Source organism: Shinella sp. HZN7, from assembly GCF_001652565.1.
GTDB lineage: Bacteria > Pseudomonadota > Alphaproteobacteria > Rhizobiales > Rhizobiaceae > Shinella > Shinella granuli.
Window position 1 is genome coordinate 385,338 of sequence record NZ_CP015736.1, and the last position, 21,945, is coordinate 407,282.

Annotated in this window: 13 protein-coding genes and 1 tRNA gene; 11 read left to right on the top strand and 3 right to left on the bottom strand. The window is 66.2% G+C overall.

All coding sequences use genetic code 11. The features are described from left to right. Nucleotides 1-11: 11 nt before the first annotated feature. From shn_RS01875 to shn_RS01885, 3 genes are read left to right on the top strand one after another with little or no spacing between them, the layout of a single operon-like run. Entirely contained in the window at nucleotides 12-1,154 is a 1,143-nt protein-coding gene (locus tag shn_RS01875; protein WP_064328925.1) for an ABC transporter ATP-binding protein, read from the top strand. A 4-nt stretch (nucleotides 1,155-1,158) separates the two neighbouring features. Continuing rightward, entirely contained in the window at nucleotides 1,159-2,070 is a 912-nt protein-coding gene (locus shn_RS01880) for an ABC transporter permease subunit (protein WP_064328926.1), read from the top strand. 4 nt (nucleotides 2,071-2,074) lie between these two features. Next, nucleotides 2,075-2,893 (top strand): ABC transporter permease subunit, encoded by an 819-nt coding sequence (locus shn_RS01885; RefSeq protein ID WP_064328927.1) that lies wholly within the window; start codon nucleotides 2,075-2,077, stop codon nucleotides 2,891-2,893. Between the two features lie 12 nt (nucleotides 2,894-2,905). Here the strand turns inward: shn_RS01885 and shn_RS01890 are convergent, their stop codons facing one another. Continuing rightward, nucleotides 2,906-4,747 (bottom strand): AsmA-like C-terminal region-containing protein, encoded by a 1,842-nt coding sequence (locus shn_RS01890; protein WP_064328928.1) that lies wholly within the window; start codon nucleotides 4,745-4,747, stop codon nucleotides 2,906-2,908. Nucleotides 4,748-4,929: 182 nt separating this feature from the next. Between shn_RS01890 and shn_RS01895 the strand changes: the two genes are divergently transcribed. After that, nucleotides 4,930-6,882 carry an acetoacetate--CoA ligase gene (locus shn_RS01895; RefSeq protein ID WP_064328929.1) on the top strand — a complete coding sequence of 651 codons (1,953 nt, stop codon included), beginning with the start codon at nucleotides 4,930-4,932 and terminating at the stop codon, nucleotides 6,880-6,882. Between the two features lie 246 nt (nucleotides 6,883-7,128). Here the strand turns inward: shn_RS01895 and shn_RS01900 are convergent, their stop codons facing one another. Next, nucleotides 7,129-8,766 carry an iron ABC transporter permease gene (locus shn_RS01900; RefSeq protein ID WP_064328930.1) on the bottom strand — a complete coding sequence of 546 codons (1,638 nt, stop codon included), beginning with the start codon at nucleotides 8,764-8,766 and terminating at the stop codon, nucleotides 7,129-7,131. A gap of 214 nt (nucleotides 8,767-8,980) precedes the next feature. Further along, on the bottom strand, nucleotides 8,981-12,673 hold the full coding sequence (locus tag shn_RS01905) for a PAS domain-containing sensor histidine kinase (protein ID WP_064328931.1): 3,693 nt from the start codon (nucleotides 12,671-12,673) through the stop codon (nucleotides 8,981-8,983). 241 nt (nucleotides 12,674-12,914) lie between these two features. Here shn_RS01905 and shn_RS01910 point away from each other — a divergent pair, with 241 nt between their 5' ends. The 7 genes from shn_RS01910 to shn_RS01940 all read left to right on the top strand — a co-directional run bounded on the left by shn_RS01910 (nucleotide 12,915) and on the right by shn_RS01940 (nucleotide 21,940). Beyond that, the gene (locus shn_RS01910; protein ID WP_064328932.1) at nucleotides 12,915-13,364 is read left to right on the top strand and encodes a phasin; all 450 of its coding nucleotides are present in this window, start codon (nucleotides 12,915-12,917) and stop codon (nucleotides 13,362-13,364) included. 144 nt (nucleotides 13,365-13,508) lie between these two features. Further along, nucleotides 13,509-13,585, top strand: a tRNA-His gene (locus shn_RS01915). Between the two features lie 133 nt (nucleotides 13,586-13,718). Then, nucleotides 13,719-14,294: a TetR/AcrR family transcriptional regulator gene (locus shn_RS01920; protein ID WP_064328933.1), complete on the top strand. Its 576-nt coding sequence runs from the start codon at nucleotides 13,719-13,721 to the stop codon at nucleotides 14,292-14,294. Continuing rightward, nucleotides 14,291-15,220, top strand: coding sequence for a DMT family transporter (locus shn_RS01925; RefSeq protein WP_064328934.1), 930 nt, complete (start codon nucleotides 14,291-14,293; stop codon nucleotides 15,218-15,220). The genes shn_RS01920 and shn_RS01925 overlap by 4 nt, the downstream gene beginning before the upstream one ends. 156 nt (nucleotides 15,221-15,376) lie before the next feature. After that, on the top strand, nucleotides 15,377-17,638 hold the full coding sequence (gene bcsA / locus shn_RS01930; protein ID WP_245337350.1) for a UDP-forming cellulose synthase catalytic subunit: 2,262 nt from the start codon (nucleotides 15,377-15,379) through the stop codon (nucleotides 17,636-17,638). Then, complete coding sequence (locus tag shn_RS01935; protein ID WP_064328935.1) at nucleotides 17,631-19,985, top strand: cellulose biosynthesis cyclic di-GMP-binding regulatory protein BcsB; 2,355 nt, start codon at nucleotides 17,631-17,633, stop codon at nucleotides 19,983-19,985. Before bcsA ends, shn_RS01935 begins: the two co-directional genes overlap by 8 nt. Next, a complete protein-coding gene (locus shn_RS01940; protein ID WP_064328936.1) occupies nucleotides 19,982-21,940 on the top strand; it encodes a hypothetical protein in 1,959 nt (652 codons plus the stop codon). The genes shn_RS01935 and shn_RS01940 overlap by 4 nt, the downstream gene beginning before the upstream one ends. Nucleotides 21,941-21,945 lie beyond the last annotated feature (5 nt).

A 21,945-nucleotide genomic window follows, 5' to 3' on the forward strand; every position in this document is an offset into this window, starting at 1 on the left:
GGGGACAGGCAATGAAATCTCTCGGCAATATCCGTCGTTCCTTCGCACCGTGGACGGATCCGGACGCAAAGCCATTCATCACGTTCCGCAATGTCACGAAAAGGTTCGGCGATTTCACTGCCGTCGATGATCTCACCCTCAACATCTATCACCGCGAATTCTTTGCCCTGCTCGGCGCGTCCGGCTGCGGCAAGTCCACGCTCCTGCGCATGCTCGCCGGCTTCGAGCGGCCGACCTCGGGCGAAATCATCCTCGACGGCCAGGACATTGCCGGCATCCCGCCCTACAAGCGGCCGGTCAACATGATGTTCCAGTCCTACGCGCTCTTCCCGCACATGACGGTGGAGAGCAATATCGGCTTCGGCCTCCGGCAGGACGGCATGCCGAAGACCGAGATCGCCGAGCGCGTCGCCCAGATGCTGAAGCTGGTGAAGCTGGAAAAGTTCGCCAAGCGCAAGCCGCACCAGCTCTCCGGCGGCCAGCGCCAGCGCGTGGCGCTTGCCCGTTCGCTCGCCAAGCGCCCCAAGGTGCTGCTGCTCGACGAGCCGCTCGGCGCGCTCGACAAGAAGCTGCGCGAGGAAACCCAGTTCGAGCTGATGGACCTGCAGCAGGAACTCGGCCTCACCTTCGTCGTCGTCACGCACGACCAGGAGGAGGCGATGACCATGGCCGACCGCATCGCCGTGATGAGCCACGGCAAGGTCATCCAGGTCGCCACGCCGGCGGAAATCTACGAAGCGCCGAATTCCCGCTTCGTCGCCGACTTCATCGGCGATGTGAACATTCTCGACGGCAAGGTCTCGGCGAGCGGCAACGGCAAGATCGAGCTTGCCGTCAACGAGGGCTTCACCATCCGCACCGCGACCGGCCACGCCCCCGCGGCGGGCAGCGCGGCAGGCTTCGCCATCCGCCCGGAAAAGCTGAAGGTCACGCGCGCCGCACCCGTGGACGCTTCCGTCAATGCGGCCGAGGGCGAGATCTGGGATATCGGCTATCTCGGCGACATGACGGTCTTCTACGTCAAGCTCGGCAGCGGCAAGGTGGTGAAGGCCTCCATGCTGAACGCCCAGCGCGAGGTGGAGGATCCGATCTCCTATGACGAGAAGGTCTGGGTCTCCTTCGGCGAAACGGCCGGCGTCGTGCTGAAGGATTGACCCGATGACCAAGCTCGGCTCCGCCATCTTCAGCCGCCTCGTCATCATCCTTCCCTATGCCTGGCTGCTGTTCTTCTTCCTCGTTCCCTTCTTCATCGTCTTCCGCATCTCGCTTTCCACCACCGCGATCGCCCAGCCGCCCTATGAGCCGGTCTTCGCGCTGGCGGACGGTCTTTCCGGCATCGTCGCGAAGATCGGCCAGTTCAGCCTCGCCAATTACGTCTGGCTCACCGAGGATGCGCTCTATCTCAACGCCTACCTGTCGAGCCTCTGGATCGCGGGTGTCTCGACCTTCATCACGCTCCTGATCGGCTATCCGATCGCCTACGGCATGGCGCAGGCGCCGCGCACGCTGAGGCCCACGCTGCTGATGCTGGTCATCCTGCCGTTCTGGACGAGCTTCCTCATCCGCGTCTATGCCTGGATCGCCATCCTGAAGCCGGAGGGCCTGCTCAACCAGTTCCTCATCGGCATCGGCGTCATCGATACGCCGCTGGTCATCATGAACACCAACTGGGCGATCTATATCGGCATCGTCTATTCCTACCTGCCCTTCATGGTGCTGCCGCTCTATTCGGCGCTGGAGAAGATGGACAACACGCTGATCGAGGCGGCGCAGGATCTCGGCTGCCCGCAGATATCGGCCTTCTGGAAGATAACCTTCCCGCTCTCCATTCCGGGCGTCGTGGCGGGCTGCATGCTCGTCTTCATCCCTGCTGTCGGCGAGTTCGTCATCCCGGACCTCCTCGGCGGGTCGCAGACGCTGATGATCGGCAAGACGCTGTGGAACGAGTTCAACGCGAACCGCGACTGGCCCGTCTCGGCCGCCGTCGCCACCATCCTGCTCCTCATCCTGGTCGTACCCATCGTGTTCTTCCAGAATGCGCAGGCCAAGGCCGAAGAGCAGGGGAGGTAAGCCCATGAACAGCTGGTCCCGTTTCAACATCGTCTCGGTCGTTCTCGGCTTCGCCTTCCTCTATCTGCCGATCGTGCTCCTGGTCATCTTCTCGTTCAACGAATCGAAGCTGGTCACCGTCTGGGCTGGTTTTTCGACCAAGTGGTACGTCTCGCTCTTCAACAACCAGGGCCTGATGGATGCCGCCTGGGTGACGATCCGCGTGGCGCTGCTCTCGGCGACCATCGCGACGGTCCTCGGCACGATGGCGGCGCTGGCGCTGACGCGCTACACGCGCTTCCGCGGCCGGCTGCTCTTTTCCGGCATGGTCTATGCCCCGCTCGTCATGCCCGAGGTCATCACCGGCCTGTCGCTGCTGCTGCTCTTCGTCGCCATCGGCTTCGACCGCGGTTTCGTCACGGTGACGCTGGCGCACATCACCTTCTCGATGTGCTTCGTGACGGTGGTGGTGCAGTCGCGCCTGCTCTCCTTCGACCGTTCGGTCGAGGAGGCGGCGATGGACCTCGGCGCGACGCCGGTGAAGACCTTCTTCGAGGTGACGCTGCCGATCATCGCACCGGCCGTGCTGTCCGGCTGGATGCTGGCGCTGACGCTCTCGCTCGACGACCTCGTCATCGCGAGCTTCACCTCCGGACCGGGTGCCACGACGCTGCCGATGAAGATCTACAGCCAGGTACGCCTCGGCGTGACGCCGGAGATCAACGCGGCCTGCACGCTGCTCATCGGCCTCGTCGCCGTCGGTGTCGTCATCGCCTCGATCCTGACGAAGCGCCGCGAGGTCCAGCGCCTGCGCGACGAGCAGGCGGCCTTTGCCGGCCGATGATAGTCGCGCGGACTACTGGCGGGGCTGCTGCCCCATCAGGATGGAGATCGGCGAGATCACCGGCTCCGGCCACGAGCCGCCGACGAAGAAGCTGATCGCCGGCGTGACGACAGCGGCGGCATCGGCCTGCGGCCGGTCGGCGAGCGTGCCGGCCAGCGCCACGCTGCCGCTGCGATAGGGGATCATGCCCGACAGCGTCAGCAGCTTCTCGTTGCCCTCGACCTGCGCCTTCGTCAGTTCGGCAAGGCCCCGGTCGAGCTTGGCCTCCACATCGGCCCGCACGAAATCGAACGATCCGTCCGACGCCTCGGAAAAGTTGAAGAAGGCGTTTTTCCCCGCCCGTTCCTCGAAGGCCCGGCGGTTGAAATGGGTGAGCGTGCCCGGCCCCATGGCCAGCCGGAACTGGCCGGACATGTCGGAGGCCGTGGTCGCCCAGAGCGGCCGGTCTGTCGACAGTTCGAAATCCGCCGAGCCGCGCCCCGCCGGCAGCGGTCCGGGCAGGGCGAGCGTGTTGACGATCGCGCCGATATCCACATTGCTCAGCGACATCTGCAGCCGCCCGCCGCCGCGAAAGCCCTGTTCGGTGAGTGCGATGCGCCCGGTCATGCGGCCATCCATGAACTGGCTGTCGCCGATGTCGAAGGACGCGCGGCCGTTCTCGATGCGTATGCCGGCGGCAAGGTCCTGCAGGGAGAAGGGTGCAAAATCCGCGCTTTTGGCGGAAAGCCTGAGGTCCATGCCGAACTGGTGGATGAAGGCGGTGTCGATGCCGCCCGCCGCCTGGTCGGCGCCCGGAAGCGGCGAGAAGGCGGACAGGAAGGCGCGAAGGTCGATCCGGTCGAAGGCCAGCGTGCCGCCCACCTGCGGCAGACCGTCCGGCGGCATGTTGACGTCGAGCACGCCGGTCGCCTGCGCATTGTCGAGGGTCAGCTTCAGGTTTTCCAGCTTGGCCGTATAGCCGGCCGTCGTCACCTTCGCCTCGGCATTGATGTGGCCGAGATTGCCGACGGAGGGGATGTCCTTGCCCTGCCAGGCGAGGAGATGGCCGAGCGAGGGCGTCGACAGCGTCATGTTGCCGGCGACGAAGGCGTTGGCCGAAAGATTGGCGATGCCCTCGAAGTTCACCGTCGTCGGATCGGCGGCAAGGTTGGTGCGCACGGTGGCATTGTGCCCGGCCAGGAGGGCGAGCGGCTGGTTGCAGTCGAAGGTCCAGCGGCTCATCTCGCCGTTGACGATGCCGGAGAGCGCGAGGTCGAGCGGCCGCCGCAGGGCGGGCCAGTCGATGTTGCCGTTGATATCCGAAATGCGGAAGGGCGCGGCCCCGTCGTCCTGCGCGACCTCGATGACGCCATCGACCACGTTGATCGTGCCGATGCGCTCCTCCGGCAGTTCCGGTATCGCCTGGCCTTCGGGGGCCGACTTGGTTGCATCGATCGCCTGCATGAGCCAGCCACTGTGGCGCCAGTTGAAGACGCCGTCGGCATCCCAGCCGACGCGGATCGTCGGCCGCATGAGATCGAAATCGCTGAAGACCGGCTTGCCGCGCACCGCGCCGAAGAGGTCGAAGCTGGCCGAGATGGCCTCGATATGCGCAAGCTCGCTCCTGTCGGTCAGTGTGACGATCCGGACATTGCCGAGCGTCACCTGCGGATAGGGCCAGAAGGCGAACTCCGCCGCCTGGCCGATCTCGACATCGGCGCCGGTCCAGGCCTCGAGCGTCCTTTCGATTTCCCGGCTCACCGTCTCGGTCTGGATGAGGAAGGGAAAGCCGATGCGCACGGCGGCAAACAGCACCAGAACGACAAGGATTCCCCGCACGAGATGCCGCGACTGGATGAAACGGGAAAGGGTCATTCGGGTGCGGGTCCTCTACCGGCAGCGTGCACATCATTTCAAGCGAACGGGGATAGGCGCTTGGGCAGAAGAAATCAAATGTCGCCATGGCGGAATTGCGTTCGGCGACGGCGCGAACGGGCATTCGCCACTTTATACTGCGGCGCAACATGCTATACGAAGGCCATGGAGTGGAGGAAAGCATGACGTCAGAAATGCCCTTGTGGAAACCTTCGGCGGATATCCTGGCAAACAGCCCGATGGCCCTGTTCATGAAAGCCGGCAGCCGCATCGCCGGGCGTGACCTGAAATCCTACGATGATCTGCATGCCTGGTCGGTGGAGGACCGCGCAGCGTTCTGGACCGCGGTCTGGGACGATGGCGAGGTCATCGGCGAAAAGGGCGGCGTGGCGCTCGAAAACGGCGAGCGCATGCTGGAAGCCCGCTTCTTCCCCGAGGGCCGGCTGAACTTTGCGGAAAACCTCCTGAAGAAGACCGGCTCGGACGATGCCATCGTCTTCCGCGGCGAGGACAAGGTGTCCTACCGCTGGTCCTGGGATGCGCTTGGCGACCGCGTCTCGAAGCTCCAGCAGGCCTTTGCCGCCATGGGCATCGGCGAGGGCGACCGCGTCGCCGCCATGATGCCGAACATGCCGGAAACCGTCGCCTGCATGCTCGCTGCAGCCTCGCTCGGCGCCATCTGGTCCTCCTGCTCGCCCGATTTCGGTGAACAGGGCGTGCTCGACCGCTTCGGCCAGATCGAGCCGAAACTGTTCATCGCCTGCGATGCCTACTGGTATGCGGGCAAGCTGCAGGACGTCTCCGCCAAGGTGAAGGCCGTCGCCGAAAAGCTGGGTGCCCCCGTCGTGGTGGTGCATTATGCCGGCGATGCGGAGGCGCTCGCCAGTGCCCTGCCGGATGGCCGCACGCTCGATGCGCTGATGGCGTCCTATGAGGTCAAGCCCCTCACCTTCGCGCAACTGCCGTTCCGCCATCCCCTCTATATTCTCTTCTCGTCGGGCACGACGGGGGTGCCGAAATGCATCGTGCATTCGGCCGGCGGCACGCTGCTGCAGCACCTGAAAGAGCATCGCCTGCATTGCGGCCTCGTCGAAGGCGAGCGGCTGTTCTACTTCACCACCTGCGGCTGGATGATGTGGAACTGGCTGGTCTCCGGCCTTGCGGTCGGCACGACGCTCTGCCTGTTCGACGGCTCGCCCTTCCATCCCGACGGCAACGTGCTGTTCGACTATGCGCAAGCCGAGAAATTCGCCGTTTTCGGCACGTCGGCCAAATATATCGACGCCGTGCGCAAGGGCGGCTTCACGCCGCGGACGACGCATGACCTCTCCAGCCTCCGCCTCTTGACCTCCACCGGCTCGCCGCTCTCGCCCGAAGGTTTCTCCTTCGTCTACGAGGGCATCAAGCCGGACGTGCAGCTCGCCTCCATTTCCGGCGGCACGGATATCGTCTCCTGCTTCGTGCTCGGCATTCCGCTGCGACCCGTCTGGCGCGGTGAGATCCAGGGCCCCGGCCTCGGCCTTGCCATGGACGTCTGGGACGAGGACGGCCATCCGGTGCGCGGCGAAAAGGGTGAGCTGGTCTGCACCAGGGCCTTCCCCTCCATGCCGGTCATGTTCTGGAACGACCCGGACGGCGCAAAGTATCGCGCCGCCTATTTCGAGCGCTTCGACAACATCTGGTGCCATGGCGACTTTGCCGAGTGGACCAGCCATGACGGCATCATCATCCACGGCCGCTCGGATGCGACGCTGAACCCCGGCGGCGTGCGCATCGGCACGGCGGAGATCTACAACCAGGTCGAGCAGCTGGAAGAGGTCGTCGAGGCTCTCTGCATCGGTCAGGACTGGGACGACGACGTGCGTGTCGTGCTCTTCGTGCGCCTCGCCCCTGGCAAGGTGCTGGACGAGGCGCTGGAAAAGACGATCCGCACGAAGATCCGCACCGGCGCCTCGCCGCGCCATGTGCCGGCGAAGATCATCGAGGTCGCCGACATCCCGCGCACCAAGTCGGGCAAGATCGTCGAGCTTGCCGTGCGTGAGGTGGTGCACGGACGGCCCGTCAAGAACAAGGAAGCACTCGCCAATCCGGAAGCGTTGGAGCTCTTCGCCGGCCTGGAGGCGCTGAAATCGTGAGCGCTGCCGGCGTTAACGGTTGCCAGCGTCGGCATTAACCAAGTTTTCGAAGTTGTGAACGAAAGGTTTGTGCCGGAACCGGTCAGGTAAGGATTTGTTAAGCCGGAATGGCGCAAGGTCGTGCCAACTTGAGCGCGCCCGATGACGGGCGTTCCGGTCGCACCCGACCCCGATGGCATGAAGCCGTTCACCACGCTTTTGTTGGACAGCATTCAACTATCGGGGCGGCTTATGCCGCCCTCTTTTTTATTGTCCGCCCTTCCGGTCGAGCGATCGCGAAACGAGGAAGACGGGAATGAGCCCGACCGCGACGATGATGATGGCGGGCACGCCGGCATCCTCCACCTTCGCCCGCGACGCATCCTCGTAGACCAGGGTCGCCAGCGTGTTGAAGTTGAACGGGCGCAGCATGATCGTCGCCGACAGTTCCTTCATGGTCTCGATGAAGACGAGCAGCGCCGCCGTCAGCGTCGCCGGCCGCATCATGGGCAGGAGCACGCTCCAGAGCGTCTGGCTGCTGGTGCGCCCCAGCGTGCGCGCCGCCATGTCGAGATGCGGCGAAAGCTTGTGGAAGCCGGCATCGATCGTGCCTTCCGCCATGGTGAGGAAACGCACCGTGCAGGCATAGATGATGGCAAAGCCGGTGCCGGAGAGCAGCAGCCCGGTCGAGATGCCGAACTGCGCGCGCAGGAACGCATCGACCGCATTGTCGAAATTGGCGAGCGGAATCAGAACGCCCATGGCCAGCACGGTGCCCGGCACGCCATAGCCGAAGGAGGCGAAGCGGCCGGCGGCGGCATTCAGCCGCGAGCGCGTGGTGCGCGCGGCATAGGCGAGCAGGAAGGCGAGCAGCACCGCGACGAACGCCGTCGAGCCCGAGACGAGAACGCTGTGCCAGAGCGCGGAAAGAAGGCGGGTGGAGGCGAACTGCTCCAGCCGGCGGGCGGCATAGCCGCCGAGCACGAAGACCGGAATGGCAAAACCGATGACCGGCGGCAGGAGGCAGGCAAGGCTTGCGGCCCATTTCCTCCAGCCGGCGAGTTTCAGGCGCACGGAATCGTGCACGGCCGCCGTCGTCTTCTGGCTGGAAAAGCGCTGCCGGCGGCGCGCGGCGCGCTCCACCATCATCAGGCAGATGACGAAGATCAGCATGACGCAGGCGATCTGCGCCGCACCCGCCAGGCTGCCGCGGTTGAGCCAGGTATCGAAGATCGAGAAGGTGAGCGTCTGCACGCCGAGATATTCCACTGCGCCGATATCGTTCAGCGTCTCCATGGCGACCAGCGTCAGCCCCACCATGATCGCCGGCCGCGCCATGGGGATCTGGATCCTCGCGAAGACCTTCAGCGGCCCCGCACCGAGCGTGCGCGCCACATCGGCCGCCGCACGGCCCTGCATCAGGAACATCGAGCGGGCGGAGAGGTAGATATAGGGGTAGAGCACGCTGGACAGCACCAGCATCGCCCCGCCCGTGGTGCGCACCTCGGGAAACCAGTAGTCGCGGCTCGTCTGGAAGCCGAAGAGCGCGCGATAGGCCGTCTGCACCGGGCCGGTGAAGGAGAAGAATTCCGCGAACGCATAGGCGCCGAGATAGGCGGGAATGGCGAGCGGCAGCACCAGCAGGCCGGAGAGCAGGCGGCGTCCGGGGAACTCGCAGCTCGCCACCAGCCAGGCCGTGACGACACCGACGATCGCCGTGATCGTGGCGACGCCGGAAAGCAGGATCAGCGTGCGCAGCGTGGCGCGCGGAATGACATTGCTGACAAGGTGCGGCCAATTGTCGGTGCCGCCCGTCACGGCGATGACGACGATGGCGATCGCCGGCATCAGCACGATGGCGGCTGCCAGCACGGCGGCGGCCGACAGAAGTGGATGGCGTCGCATGCCGGACCTGCGGGCGAGCACCTGCCCGGGTAGGCTTTCGGAAGATACCTGCAAGGCGTTCACCTCGGGAAAAGGGGTCCTTCGGCAGGCAGGCGCCCCGAGCGGTTGCCCGTCACCCGCTTCACGCGGGGACCTCGCTGGGGAGGCGGCGGGAGCCGGGTGAGGGGGCCGTCAATGCGCCTTGCCCTCGTCCCCCCGCTCTAATCCAATCGGCTCAATCTGCCAACACGCGCGGCGAGGGAAAGATCACTTCGACCAGCGTGCCCTCGTTCGGCGTGGAGCTGATGGCGAAGTTTGCCCGGTTGGCATCGACCATCGCCTTGGTCAGCGGCAGGCCGAGGCCGGTGCCGTCACCACGCTTGCGCGCGCCCGTCGTCACCTGCCGGAACGGTTTCATCGCCTGTTCCAGTTCGCTGCGCGTCATGCCGACGCCGGTGTCGCGGATACGCAGCACGACGCTGCCGTTCGCCTCATAGGCCGTCGACACGACGATCTGCCCGCCCGACGGGGTGAAACGGATGGCGTTCGACAGGATGTTGAGCGCGATCTGTTTGATCGAGCGCAGGTCGGCGACGATCTGCGGCACATTGGCCGAAAGGGAGGTGCGGATGATGACGCGCTGGGCATTCGCCTGCGGCTGCACCAGCGAGACCGCCTCGGCTATCGTCTCGTTGAGGCCGACGGCGGTGAATTCCAGCTCCATCTCGCCCGCCTCGATCTTCGAAATGTCGAGCAGGTCGTTGACGATATCGAGCACATGGCGGCCGGAGCGGCCGATGTCGTTGGCATATTCGATATAGCGCGGATGGCCGATCGGTCCGAAGCGCTCCGTCGCCATCATGTCGGAAAAGCCGATGATGGCATTGAGCGGCGTGCGAATCTCATGGCTGACGCGGGCGAGGAAATCGCTCTTGTGGGCATTCGCCGTCTCGGCGGCCCGCTTGGCGTTGCGCAGCTCCTCTTCCGTGCGCTTCCACTGGGTGATGTCGCGGATGACCGCGCAGTAGCCGGCGGAGGAGGAAAGGCGGCCCATGGTCATGAAGAGCGGGATGAAGCCGCCGGCCGCCTCGCGACCGATGACCTCGCGCCCGTCGTTGAGCACGCTCGCGACGCCGTGGCCGGCAAGGCCGGCGAGATAGTCGAGCACCGCCTTCTGGCTTTCATGGGCGAACAGCATGGCGAAGGGCCGGCCGCGCGTCTCATCCTCGTCGTAGTTGAAGAGGGCGCTGGCCGAGCGGTTCATCGAGCGGATGTCGCCATCCTGTCCGACGACGACGACGCCGTCGGTCGCCGTTTCGAGGATCGAGCGCAACTCGCTGACCTCGATACGCAGCGCGGCGGCGGCCGTCTGGTCGGCATTGCGTTCCTCGGCCTCCGCCGCCGGGGCAGGCGCCGTCTCGACCAGCGAGAGCGCCGGCTTGGTGTGCAGCGGCGTCAGCGCCAGCATCAGCGCCGTGCCATCCTCCCAGCGGATCGACTGCAGGCGGGCGTGCACGGCGCTCGTGCTCTCGCCATCGGCATGGCGCAGCGCCATGGTGCCGTCGCCGTCCTCGGCATCCTCGTCGGGGCCGGCCAGGAGGATATCGAGCCCGCCCGAGGCCTCGAGGTCCTCGATACTGGCATAGCCCGTCAGGCGGAAGAATTCCGGATTGGCATGGATGAGCCGGTCGCCGACATGCACCAGCAGCGCGACGGGCAGCACGTCGACGACGGCGGCGGTCAGGCCGTAATCCATCTGCCGGCGCGGCGGGGCGATGGCGGTGCGCGCCTCGGCCTGTGCCTCGCTCAGGAGATCGTCGGCATGCGGGCCGATTTCGAGGCCGGGCACTTCCGCGTCGGTTTCCTCGGCGACAGGCGTGGCGCCGGTAGCCTCGTCGCCCTCCGACGTTTCCGGCCGGGCGTCGTGGATCGTTTCGTCCGGCTGTTCGCCGCCCGCCGCCGTTTCCATGACCTCGGCCGACGGCTGGTCCTCCGGTTTGCGCTTGCCGAAGGTCTCGCCGAGCTGGCGGGCGATCTCGCGGAAGGCGGCCTGCTCGCCGGTCGAAAGGCCGTCGAAAAGACCGCCGCGATTGCGCCGGGTTTCGAGCTGCACGATCTTGTCGGATTGCCGGCGGGCCGGGGTCTCGACGAGGCGCAGCGCCGGGCGCTCGCCGCGGAAGACATCCTGCTCGTCGTCGTCGGGCACCGCCTGTGTGTTCTCGCCATCGGCGGCGTCGGCTCCTGCCTCCTCCGTTTCGGCGGCCTCCTGCGTTACCGGGGCCGGCTCTTCCGCACGAACCGCCTCGTCCGGCATGCCGGAGGCAGCATCTGCCATGTCCGCGGCGCCTGCTAGAGCGTCCTCCGCCATGTCGGGCGTATCGCCCAGCTCCTCCGCCGCGCTCTCCAGGAGCGTGCCGGCTTCTTCGGCGAAGACCTCCTCCATCTCCACGGACGGATCTTCAGCAGCGCTGGCGAGCGCCAGGCCGCGGGCGTGCGGATCGGGGGCAGCATCGGCGATGCGCACGATGCCGAAGCCACGGAACCCGTCGAATTCCCGGTTGCGCGAATAGGTCGGCAGGGCCGCGAGATCGACGGGCACGACGAGGTTGGTGCCTTCGGCCGGCCACAGGATCGTCTTGCCGGACCAGGTATCGCGGCGGCGCAGGAGGTCGCCGATCTTGCCTTCGGGGTCGAGGTCGAAGCGTGCGGCGACGTCGGAGAAGCGCTCGCCGGCGATCCCGGCGGCGTGTGGGCCTACGGCGGCGGCGAATTCGTCCGAAATCTCGCTGAACCGGCCCTCCGCATCGATCTTCCAGACGAAGCGGATCGGTCGGCCCTGCGGATTGAAGAGGAAGCTGGCCTTCGTGTTGCCCGTCCCGCCATTGTCCGCGACAGGTGTTTCCCGTTCGGCACCAGCCTCACCCGCATGCGCCGCAACGTGCTCCTCGGCAATGACCTCCGGCAGGCTTTCGGCTGGTGCACCGGCCTGCGGAAGATCGTCGGAGGCCAGCGCCTCGATGGCGTCGTCGTCGGAAGCGGCGATGGGCTCCACGGGGGAGGCCGAGGGCACGGCGCCGTCGATTGCCGCCTCGTCCTCGGCACGGCTGGCTTCGGGATCGGAAACCGGCTCCGCCGCCTCGACGATCTGCTCGTCCCGAACCTGTGTCTCCTCGGCAGGCGCCGGGATTTCGGTGTCCGCCGTCGCTGCCGCCGGCGTCTCGGCAACGGGTTCCGCCGCGCCCCCATCGGGGTCGAGGTGGCCGAGGATCGTTTCGACGGCGAAGAGCAGGTGGAGCGGCGGATCGGCGGCGATGCGGCCGATGGCGGCGGGAAGGTGGCCGCGGCCAGTGGCGATCGGGCGCTTGACGAGCCGCTCGGCGCTGCGCCCGGCGGCCTCGACGAGGGCGCGGCGCGTTTCCGGGCTGATGGAGAGCCCGTCGAACCCGTCCGATGCGGCGACGATCGCGCCGGCACCGTCGAGCACGGCCATGTGCGTGTCCGGGTCGTCGAAGCCGGTGAGCATGGCGGCGGCGGCCTCCTGCGGGCTCTGCCGCCCGGTATCGACGGGCGCACTGAACAGCATCGCGTCGTCGCCGGGACGGATGGTGACGCTCTCGACGGCGGCCGTCACCGGCACGCTGCGAAAGCCGCTGCCGATGCGCATGAGGAAGGTGCGTCGATCGCCCGGCACCTGCACCTGCCGGGCGGTCGCGACCAACTGGCGGAAGGCGACGTCGGCGCGGTCCGGCCTGGCATCGAGGAAGTCATAGATATTGTCATGGCCGAAGAGGGCCGCGCCGCGGCCGTTGGCCCAGAGCACGCGGGCCATGTCCGTGGAAAACAGCACGACCGCCTCGCCCCGGGCGAAGGGCAGGCGCACCCGTTCATGGACGGCGACGTCGATAAAGGGATACTGCTTTGCGGACATGTTCAGGCCTGTCTCAATCCGGCGTCCCGGCTTTCGATTAACACTTTATTAATAGCGGCGCACCGGCGGAGGGTCCAGCGCCCGGCCCGCAAAGCCCCGGGCTTTCGGGCAGAAGGGTTAACGGCCTCGCGATTTATTGTGCGCTGCACAATTTTGTTGCAATGCGAAAGAAGATCGATTATATAGGGGCCATCCAAGAACACGGCGCCTCTAGAGAGGGCCAAACCAAGGAGCGCAGACAATGGCTACCAAGAAGACCGACGACGTATTCTCCATCGCATCCATCGACCCGAGCAAGTTTTCCGAGAGCTTCCGCGAATTCGCCGAAAAGGGCGCCTCGCAGACCAAGGAAGCCTATGCCAAGATGAAGGAAGCTGCCGAAGACGCCACCAAGACCGTCGAAGCGACGCTCGAAAGCGCCCAGGCCGGCTCCGTCGAACTCGGCCTCAAGGCCATCGAAGCGCTGCGTACCAATGCCGAGAACTCGCTTTCGCACATGGAAGCCCTGCTCGGCGTGAAGTCCGTTTCCGAACTCTTCGAACTGCAGACCGCCTTCCTGCGCAAGCAGGCAGAAGTTGCCGTCGAGCAGGCCAGGACCCTGCAGGAAACCTCCAAGAAGGTTGCCGAGAAGGTCGCCGCTCCCGGCAAGTCTGCCGCCGAGAAGGCCATGAAGTCCTTCAAGACCGTCTGAGCACCGTCTGGTGCGGGGCTGGACCCCATGATAAAATGGCCGGGCAGTCGCTCGGCCATTTTCATTTGAGCGCTTGCAAAAAACGCTTGAAAAATGGTGCGGCTCCCCTTATGTGACGCACCAAGCGCGCAGGACGCGCCGTGTGCGGTTGTAGCTCAGTTGGTTAGAGCGCAGGTTTGTGGCACCTGAGGTCAGTGGTTCAACTCCACTCAACCGTACCACTTCTTCTCCCTTGAAATCCGGATGTCTGCAGTTTTCCCGCGGGACGGCGCCGTTTTGGCGATGCCTTGCCTGTGCCCTCTTGACTTGCGTAGAAAATAGGTAGATCGGTCTACATAATTTGTGGAGAGGCCGATGGGTAAGCGAGTGCCTGCGCGCGAGCGTCTGCTGAAGGCGGCGGCCGAGCTGTTTTACCGGGATGGGGTAGGGGCTACGGGGATCGATGCGATCACCGCGCATGCGGGCGTCGCCAAGATGAGCCTCTACAACAACTTCTCCTCCAAGTCCGATCTCGTGAACGCCTACCTCGAGGCGCGCCTTGCGGAATGGCATGGGGTTTGCGGCGAGCGGCTGGCGAAGGCCGGGACGCCGCGGGAGCGGTTGCTGGCGGTCTTCGATTCCTATGTCGACCATGCCGAACGCGCCTATGACTGGGGATTTCGCGGTTGCGGCCTGCTCAATGCCGCCGCCGAGCTGCCCGTCGGCGATGCCGGCCGGGCGACGGTGGCGCTGCAGAAGGAGGAGGTCGAGCAATTCTTCAGGACCTGTCTGCGCGAAATGAAGCCCGATGGCGGCGCCGCGATCGACACGGTGGCGGAACACCTGTCCTTCGTGCTGGAAGGCGCCATGGCCCGCGCCGGTCTCGACGGGCATGACGGGCGGTTGAAGGCGGCCCGCAGGATCGCCATCTCGATCATGGACCAGCTATGAGCCCCACCGATCTTGCGGCGCCGTCTTCCCTCCGTCCGAACCGGCTCTGGGCGCTCGGCATCCTCGTCCTTCTCGAGGCGGCACTGGTCGTGAGCTGGAGCGCGGGCTTCGTCGGCGTGCGCTTTGCCAGCGACCATGCGCCGATCTTCCTCATCCTCTTCTGGCGAAGCCTCGTGTCCGGGCTGGTGCTTCTGCCCTTCGCGCTCGCCCTGGGACCAAGGATGTGCGGCAGGGACATCGCCTTCCAGATGCTGCTCGGCGCGCTGGCCATGGCCGGCTATCTCTCCGGCTTCGCGCTGGCGATCGGCCTCGGCGTGCCCACCGGCCTCGTCGCGCTCATCACCGACATGCTGCCGCTGGCCGTCGCCTTCCTGTCCTGGCCCATTCTCGGCCAGGCGCTGACGGGTCGCCAGTGGATCGGTTCGTTCATCGGCCTTGCCGGCGTGCTCATCGCCTCCGGCTGGTCGCTGGAGATCGGCCATGTGCCGCTCTGGGCCTATGGTCTTCCCGTTCTCGGCACCCTGTCCCTGGCGCTGGCGACGCTCCTGCAGAAGCGCAGCCCGGTCAATGCCATGCCGGTCTATCAGAGCCTCTGCATCCAGTGCCTGTCGGCGGCCGCGATCTTCGCCGTGCCGGCCTGGTACGAGGGCGGCGTGCTTCCGGTTCTCGACCGGGGCTTCATCGGTGGCATCCTCTGGCTTGTCTTCGTCGCGACCTTCGGCGCCTGGAGCCTCTATTATCTCGCGCTTCGCAAATCCTCGCCCGCACGGGTGACCGCCGTCCTCTATCTCAGCCCGCCGGTGACGATGGTCTGGGCCTGGCTGATGTTCGGCGAGCCCCTGTCCTGGGCCATGGCCGGCGGGCTGGTCGTGTCCCTCGCCGGCATTCTCATCGTGGCGAAATCGCAGGCACCCGCTCACCCCTGACACCGCGTAAACCCTTCCTTTACCACGCTTTTGACGCCGTTCCCGATTTGGCACTCCATTAGGAATCCATTGACCAATGAATCCCTAGTGTCATCCCGTTCCTGTGTGGGACCGGTCCGCATGACGCGCTGCCGCGATGCAAATGGGGTTCTTCAAATGCACATGACGTGCGTCAAGTGGCTGGCGGTTCCCGCCGGCATGTTCGGGCTGTTCCTTCTCTGGCTGCCGATCAGCCTTCAGGCACAGCTCATTCTAAGTTTCGCCGTGCTCGGCGTGATGTTCCTGGCGATGACCCGCCCGAAGAACACCACCTTCCGGCTCGTCACCTTCATCTTTGCCGGCATCCTCGCCATGCGCTATGCCTTCTGGCGCACGACAGAGACGCTGCCGAGCATCCACGAACCGCTGAACTTCATTCCCGGCCTGATCCTCTATCTGGCGGAAATGTACTGCCTCGCCATGCTGGCGATCAGCTTCTTCATGCTGGCCGATCCCGTAAAGCGCGAAAGCCCGGAGGCGGGCGATGCGGCGAGCCTGCCGACCGTCGACGTCTTCATCCCGTCCTACAACGAGGAGCCGGAGCTGCTTGCCGGTACGCTTGCGGCGGCGAAGTCGCTGCTCTATCCGAAGGACAAGCTGAACGTCTATCTGCTCGATGACGGCGGCACGGAAGCCAAGCGCAACCACAAGGACCCGCGCATCTCGATCGCGGCGATCCGCCGCCACGAGCAACTGAAGGCGCTCTGCGCCTCGCTCGGCGTGCACTACCACGCCCGCAAGCAGAACGACCACGCCAAGGCCGGCAATCTCAACGAGGGGCTGAAGGTCTCGAACGGCGAACTCGTCGTCGTCTTCGACGCCGACCATGCGCCGGTACGCGAGTTCCTGCGCGAGACGGTCGGCTACTTCCGGCAGGACAAGAAACTCTTCCTCGTCCAGACGCCGCACTATTTCCTCAACCCGGATCCGCTCGAAAAGAACCTCCAGACCTTCGCGCGCATGCCTTCGGAAAACGAGATGTTCTATTCGATCCTGCAGCGCGGGCTCGACAAGTGGAACGCCTCGTTCTTCTGCGGCTCGGCGGCGGTGCTGCGCCGCTCGGCGCTTGCGGCGGCGAACGGCTTTTCCGGCCAGTCGATCACAGAGGACTGCGAGACGGCGCTGGCGCTGCATTCCAGGGGCTGGCACAGCCTCTATGTCGACAAACCGCTGATCGCCGGCCTCCAGCCGGAAACCTTCGTGTCCTTCATCGGCCAGCGCGCCCGCTGGTGCCAGGGCATGCTGCAGATCCTCATCCTCAACCGGCCGTTCCTCGCCAGGGGGCTGACGCTCGCCCAGCGCGTCTGCTATGCCGGCATCAACCTGTTCTGGTTGTTCCCGCTGTCGCGGCTCGCCTTCGTCTTCTCGCCGCTGCTCTACATCTTCTTCTCGCTGGAGATCTACCAGGCGAACATCCTGGAATTCGCCTCCTATGCGGTGACCTACCTCATCGGCTCCTTCGCCATGCAGAGCTATCTCTACGGCCGCGTGCGCTGGCCCTGGGTCTCCGAGCTCTATGAATATGTCCAGTCGGTGCTGCTCTTCGGCTCGATCGTCAGCGTGATCCGCAATCCGAGGAAGCCCACCTTCAACGTCACGGCCAAGGGGCAGACGCTCGACCGCAGCATGCTGTCGCCGCTCGCCCGGCCCTATTTCATCATCTTCTTCCTCCTTCTGGCGGCCGCGCTCTATTCCGGCTACCGCTTCCTGACCGAGCCGGTCGCAACCGAACTCCTGATGATCGTGGCGGGCTGGAACCTCATCAATCTCGGCCTTGCCGGGGCCGCCCTCGGCGCCGTCGCCGAGCGCCGCGAGCTGCGTCGCAACCAGCGTCTGCCGGTCAAGCGCCATGCGCTGATGAAGGCCGACGGCAAGCTCTGCAACATCATCATCCAGGATGCCTCCTTCGGCGGCGTCTCGGTGGAATTCGTCGACAAGGCGCCGGAGATCGACCTTGAAAACCCGCTCGAAGCGACGATCGAGCTTCGTCGCGCCGGTCAGGTCATCACCTTCGACGTCGTCTGCCGTTCCAGCCGCGCTGCCGGCGAGGGCGCGGTGCACGGCTTCGCCTACAAGGAGCGCACGCCGGAAACCTTCCTGGCGATCGCCGAGCTGATGTATTCCGACCAGGCTGTGCTGCAGGAGCGCATCGCCCGCCGCCAGGTGCGCCGCAGCTTCTTCTGGGGCACCTCGCGCTTCGCCCTCTGGAGCATCCGCGAGACGCTGCGGGCGTTGCAATATTCCGCCGGCCTCATCCGCGAAAGCGCCGTCCAGTCCTTCGCCGATGCCCCCATCGTGGTGAAGGAAAACAATGCCAAGATCCCCGGCCGCGCAGCCGACCTGCCGCCGGTCCTCACAGGAACCCAGGCCTATGGCTAAGACATTTCTTCTCGGAACGCTGGGGCTTGCGCTCCTTGTTGCCTCCGCCGCCCCCGGCCGGGCCGAGGGCCTGGTGGCCGACGCCGTCATGCCGCTTCTCGACGGTACGGCGCTTGCCGGCGGCCTGCTGCCCCAGCCGGTAGAGGCCGGGAAGGCCACGACGGCGCAGGATGCCCCCGCCACCATGCTCGTGCCCTTCGAACAGTCGGCGGGCGCCTTCACGCTCTCCGGCGAGGATGCCGTCGCGACCTTCACCTTCCGGCTCGACGGCCCGCAGGTCTCCGCCGGCGGTGCGCTGAACCTTGCCTATATCAATGCCGTCTCGGTGCTTCCCGACACGGCGAAGGTGGATGTCGAGGTGAATGGCCGGGAGGTCGGCAGCTTCGCCATCGCCGCGCCGAACGGCACGCTGACGCAGACGATCGCCGTCGCCCCGGAATACCTCCGGGCCGGCCGCAATGTCGTGCAGGTCCGCGCCCGGCAGCATCACCGGGTCGATTGCTCGCTCGATGCGACCTATGAACTCTGGACGAAGCTCGACCCGGCGCTGAGCGGCTTTGCCACCGGCGTTGCGGCGCCCTTCACCGATTTCGACAGCCTGCTCGCCGTTCGCCGCAACGCGGCGCAGCGCACGGAAATCCGCGTCGTCGTTCCCGGCGCGTCCGGTGCCGAGGCGCTGAACGAGGTCGCACCGGTGCTGCAGGCGCTCGTGCTGTTCCTGAACCGCGACGACGTGACCGTATCGGTCGCGGACAGGCCGGGCACGGGTCCCGGCATCGATCTCGTCATGGCCATGGACCGCAGCGGTGCCGGCGTGCTTTCCGGGCTCGGCCTCTCGGCCGCCCCGCGCGGGCTTTCCGTGCAGGCCGGCGCCTCGCCCGATCGCGCCGCGGTCGTGATGCGCGCCGCCGGCCTCGGCGATGTCAACGCGGCCGTGCTTGCCGCCGTGAAGGGGCCGATGGCCGACGGGCTGAAGTCCGGCATCTTCGAGAAGGGCAGGGGCGTGATCGCGGTCGATGCCGGCGAGCGCCGCACGCTCCGGGAGGCGGGCTACGAGACCCGCGTCTTCTCCGGCCGCCTCTCGCGCACCGAATTTGCCGTGGAGATGCCGGCGGATTTCTATCCGGCGGAATATGCGACGCTCGATCTGCGACTCTCCGCCGCCACCTCGCCGGGCCTCGATCAGACCGCCCAGCTTCTCGTGCGCGTCAACGACAAGGTCGTGAAGAGCTATCCGTTCCGCAACCGCGCGGGCGAGCAGTTCGACGGCAAGCGCATCGAACTGCCGCTGCGCGCCTTCCGCCCCGGCGCCAACCGTGTGGAATTGCTGGCCGAGCTGCCGATTGCGGCGGATGCCGCCTGCCGGCCGGAAGAGCGCGACGACGGCAAGCCGCGCTTCATCCTGCTCGACACCACGGCCATCGAGGTTCCCGCGCTCGCCCGGGTCGGCCGGCTGCCCGATCTCGCCGCGCTTGCCGGCAAGGCCTATCCCTATGGTGGCGGCAAGGCCTTCGATCTCGTCATCGACCGGGCGGATCACCAGTCGGTCGGCGCCGGGCTGACCATGCTGTCGCGCCTTGCCCTTTCCGCCCGTGCGCCGCTCAACGCGCGGATCGCTATCGGCACGCCCGCCGAGGGCACCGGCCGGGATGCGCTGGTCGTCGCCTCGCAGAACGATTTCGCCGAGCTCGGCACGGCGGACAAGGCGGCTTTCCCGACTACGGACGACATCGGCGCCTCCGTCGCCGATCTCCTGAAGCCCGATATGCTCGTCACCGCCTCGGTATCCGGTGCCGCGACGGGCAACGAGACCGCGGATCTCCTGCAGGCCTTCCACGATTCGACGGCGGGCGGAGAGGATGCGCTTTCCTTCGGCGACCGGGCGCAGCGCTGGCTCGCCGCCGCGACGAACAGTTTCGGCCGCTGGCTGAACTATGAGGGCGAGGATGCCACGCGGCTTTCGCCCCACGGTAAAGGTTCGCTCGTGACGCTCTCCCAGATGCGCTCGCCCGACGGGCTGGCCACCTGGACCGTCATCAAGGCCGATGCGCCGCGGGATGTGGAGGCGGGCGTCAACCGGCTCGTCGAACCCGCCGTCTGGCGCGACCTCCAGGGTGGCACCGCGGCGATCGAGACGGCGGGCCTTGCGCTCGTCAGCCTGCCGGCCGCCGATCACTACATCGCCGACCTGTCGGACCGCAGCCCCGGCAACCTGCGCCGGGTCGCGGCCGCCCGGTTCTCCGACAATTTCCAGATCTATGTGCTGCTCGTGCTCGCCTGCCTCGGCGCCTTCGCCGTCTGGCTCGGGCTGACGGTGCCGAAGAAGGGCGTGAGGTCCGACCGATGAGAACGCTGTTCCTTGCGACCCTGCTGCTCGGCTCCTCGGCGCTGTCATCGATGGCGCTGGCGGCCGATGCCAAGGCCGGCCCCGACGCGGTGGAACTGGCCGCGCTCTACTATTATGCCGGACAGAAGCAACAGGACCGGCTGGAGGCAGAGACGAACCGGCTGCGGCTGAAATATCCGGATTTCGTGGTGCCTGCCGACGTCTATTCGCCGGCCGCCCGGCAGGTGGATGAAAGCGCGCTCTGGGCGCTCTACGACAAGAACGATTTCACCGGCATCGAGGCCGAGATCGGCCGCCGCCGCTCGGAAAACCCGGAATGGACGCCGAGCGCGGATTTTTCCGGAAAGCTCGCCCGCCGCAAGCAGCGCGTCGAGATGATGGCCGCCACCGCCCGCAAGGACTGGATGGGCGTCATCGAGGCCGGCAAGGCCGTCGATCCTGCCAGGGAGACGGAAGTCGATCTCGTCTGGATGCTGCTCGATGCCTATGCGCAGACCGGGGCGAAGGATGCGCTGTCGGGTGCCTATCGCGGCCTGCTCTTCCGGCAGGGCGACAAGCGCCTGCCGGACCCGCAGATCCTCACCACCCTGCAGAAATCGACGCGCGATTTCCCCGCCGGGGACGTGCGCAAGGCGATGCGCCTGCTGGCGACCTCGCCGCTGCTGCAGGCCGGTCTGCAACCCGTCGAGCTCGATCTCACCCGCAAGGACGTCGCGGACTTCAATGCGGACGCGACGCGCCAGGCACCGATTGCCGAAGGAGAGGTCGGCACGCTGCGGGCGGCGGCGGAACGGGGCGAACGTCTCGAAGACCTCTCGCTGCTCGGCTGGTACGACCTGAAGCTCAAGGCGCCTGAAAATGCCGAGCGCTGGTTCAAGGCGGCGCTCGCAAAGCGCCGCGACGTGGAAAACGCCAAGGGCCTTTACCTCTCGCTCGCCGCGCAGAACAAGCAGGACGAGGCCTATGCCGTCGCGGAAGATCATATCGACGATCTCTCCGCCGACCCGGAATTCCTGATGAATGCGCTGTCGCTGCGCTTCTCCAAGCCCGACCAGCCGGATGCGGACGTCAGGACTGTCACCGCCTACAGCAATGCCATCCTCGCGACGTCGAATGCCGACCATGCAGAAATCCTCGCCTGGTATGCCTACAATTCCCGGCAATACGAGGCGGCGAAGGCCTGGTTTGAAAAATCGCTCGACTGGGAAAGTGCGCCGGTGCGCGTCAAGGGCCTCGCCCTCAGCCTGCTGCGCCTCGGCGCCAGGAAGGACTATGCCGCGCTGGAGGCAGAGTACCGCGCGATCTATCCGGAGATCTGGGCCGAGATCAAAGTTGCGACCCCGCCGAAGGGCCGGCGCAGCGTCGCCGTCGAGATGCCCGTCGCCTCCGCCACGGGCGGCGGCACCGGCTACCTCGCGCATTTCAAGGCAAAGCGCTTCAGCGCCTGCATCAAGGAGATCTCCGCGCTGGAAACGCGCGGCGCGATCTCCGCCGATGCCATGTTGATCAAGGGCTGGTGCCATCTCGAACTGAACCGGCTGGCCGAAGCCCGCAACGCTTTCGAGGCGGCGCTCGGCAACAGCCGCACGCAGGCGGATGCCGCCTATGGCGCGGCGCTCACCCTGCTGCGCGGCCGGCTGACGGACGATGCCGAGGCGATGATCGGCCTCTATCCGCTAACGGAAAAGCGCGATCGCGAGGTGCGGGCCGAGATCTACTGGCAGCGTGCCCGCTCGGCCTTCGACCACAAGCAGTACCAGCGCGTGCTCGATGCGCTGAACGCGCGCGCCAGCCTCGTCGCCGAGCCGGCGGACCTCAGCCAGCTGCGCGGCTGGGCCTACTACCATCTCGGCAATCGCGGCCAGGCGCAGGCGGTCTTCGCGCGGCTCAACATGCATCTCTACGACCCGGCGGCCGCCCGCGGCCTTGCCGTCTCCACGGCCCCCATCCGATAGGTTCC

What these genes read in the sequence shown, in the direction of transcription:
- shn_RS01875 (WP_064328925.1), top strand. Translation starts at nt 12, where the DNA reads ATGAAATCTCTCGGCAATATCCGTCGTTCCTTCGCACCGTGGACGGAT.
- shn_RS01880 (WP_064328926.1), top strand. Translation starts at nt 1,159, where the DNA reads ATGACCAAGCTCGGCTCCGCCATCTTCAGCCGCCTCGTCATCATCCTT.
- shn_RS01885 (WP_064328927.1), top strand. Translation starts at nt 2,075, where the DNA reads ATGAACAGCTGGTCCCGTTTCAACATCGTCTCGGTCGTTCTCGGCTTC.
- shn_RS01890 (WP_064328928.1), bottom strand. Translation starts at nt 4,747, where the DNA reads ATGACCCTTTCCCGTTTCATCCAGTCGCGGCATCTCGTGCGGGGAATC.
- shn_RS01895 (WP_064328929.1), top strand. Translation starts at nt 4,930, where the DNA reads ATGACGTCAGAAATGCCCTTGTGGAAACCTTCGGCGGATATCCTGGCA.
- shn_RS01900 (WP_064328930.1), bottom strand. Translation starts at nt 8,766, where the DNA reads ATGCGACGCCATCCACTTCTGTCGGCCGCCGCCGTGCTGGCAGCCGCC.
- shn_RS01905 (WP_064328931.1), bottom strand. Translation starts at nt 12,673, where the DNA reads ATGTCCGCAAAGCAGTATCCCTTTATCGACGTCGCCGTCCATGAACGG.
- shn_RS01910 (WP_064328932.1), top strand. Translation starts at nt 12,915, where the DNA reads ATGGCTACCAAGAAGACCGACGACGTATTCTCCATCGCATCCATCGAC.
- shn_RS01920 (WP_064328933.1), top strand. Translation starts at nt 13,719, where the DNA reads ATGGGTAAGCGAGTGCCTGCGCGCGAGCGTCTGCTGAAGGCGGCGGCC.
- shn_RS01925 (WP_064328934.1), top strand. Translation starts at nt 14,291, where the DNA reads ATGAGCCCCACCGATCTTGCGGCGCCGTCTTCCCTCCGTCCGAACCGG.
- bcsA (WP_245337350.1), top strand. Translation starts at nt 15,377, where the DNA reads ATGCACATGACGTGCGTCAAGTGGCTGGCGGTTCCCGCCGGCATGTTC.
- shn_RS01935 (WP_064328935.1), top strand. Translation starts at nt 17,631, where the DNA reads ATGGCTAAGACATTTCTTCTCGGAACGCTGGGGCTTGCGCTCCTTGTT.
- shn_RS01940 (WP_064328936.1), top strand. Translation starts at nt 19,982, where the DNA reads ATGAGAACGCTGTTCCTTGCGACCCTGCTGCTCGGCTCCTCGGCGCTG.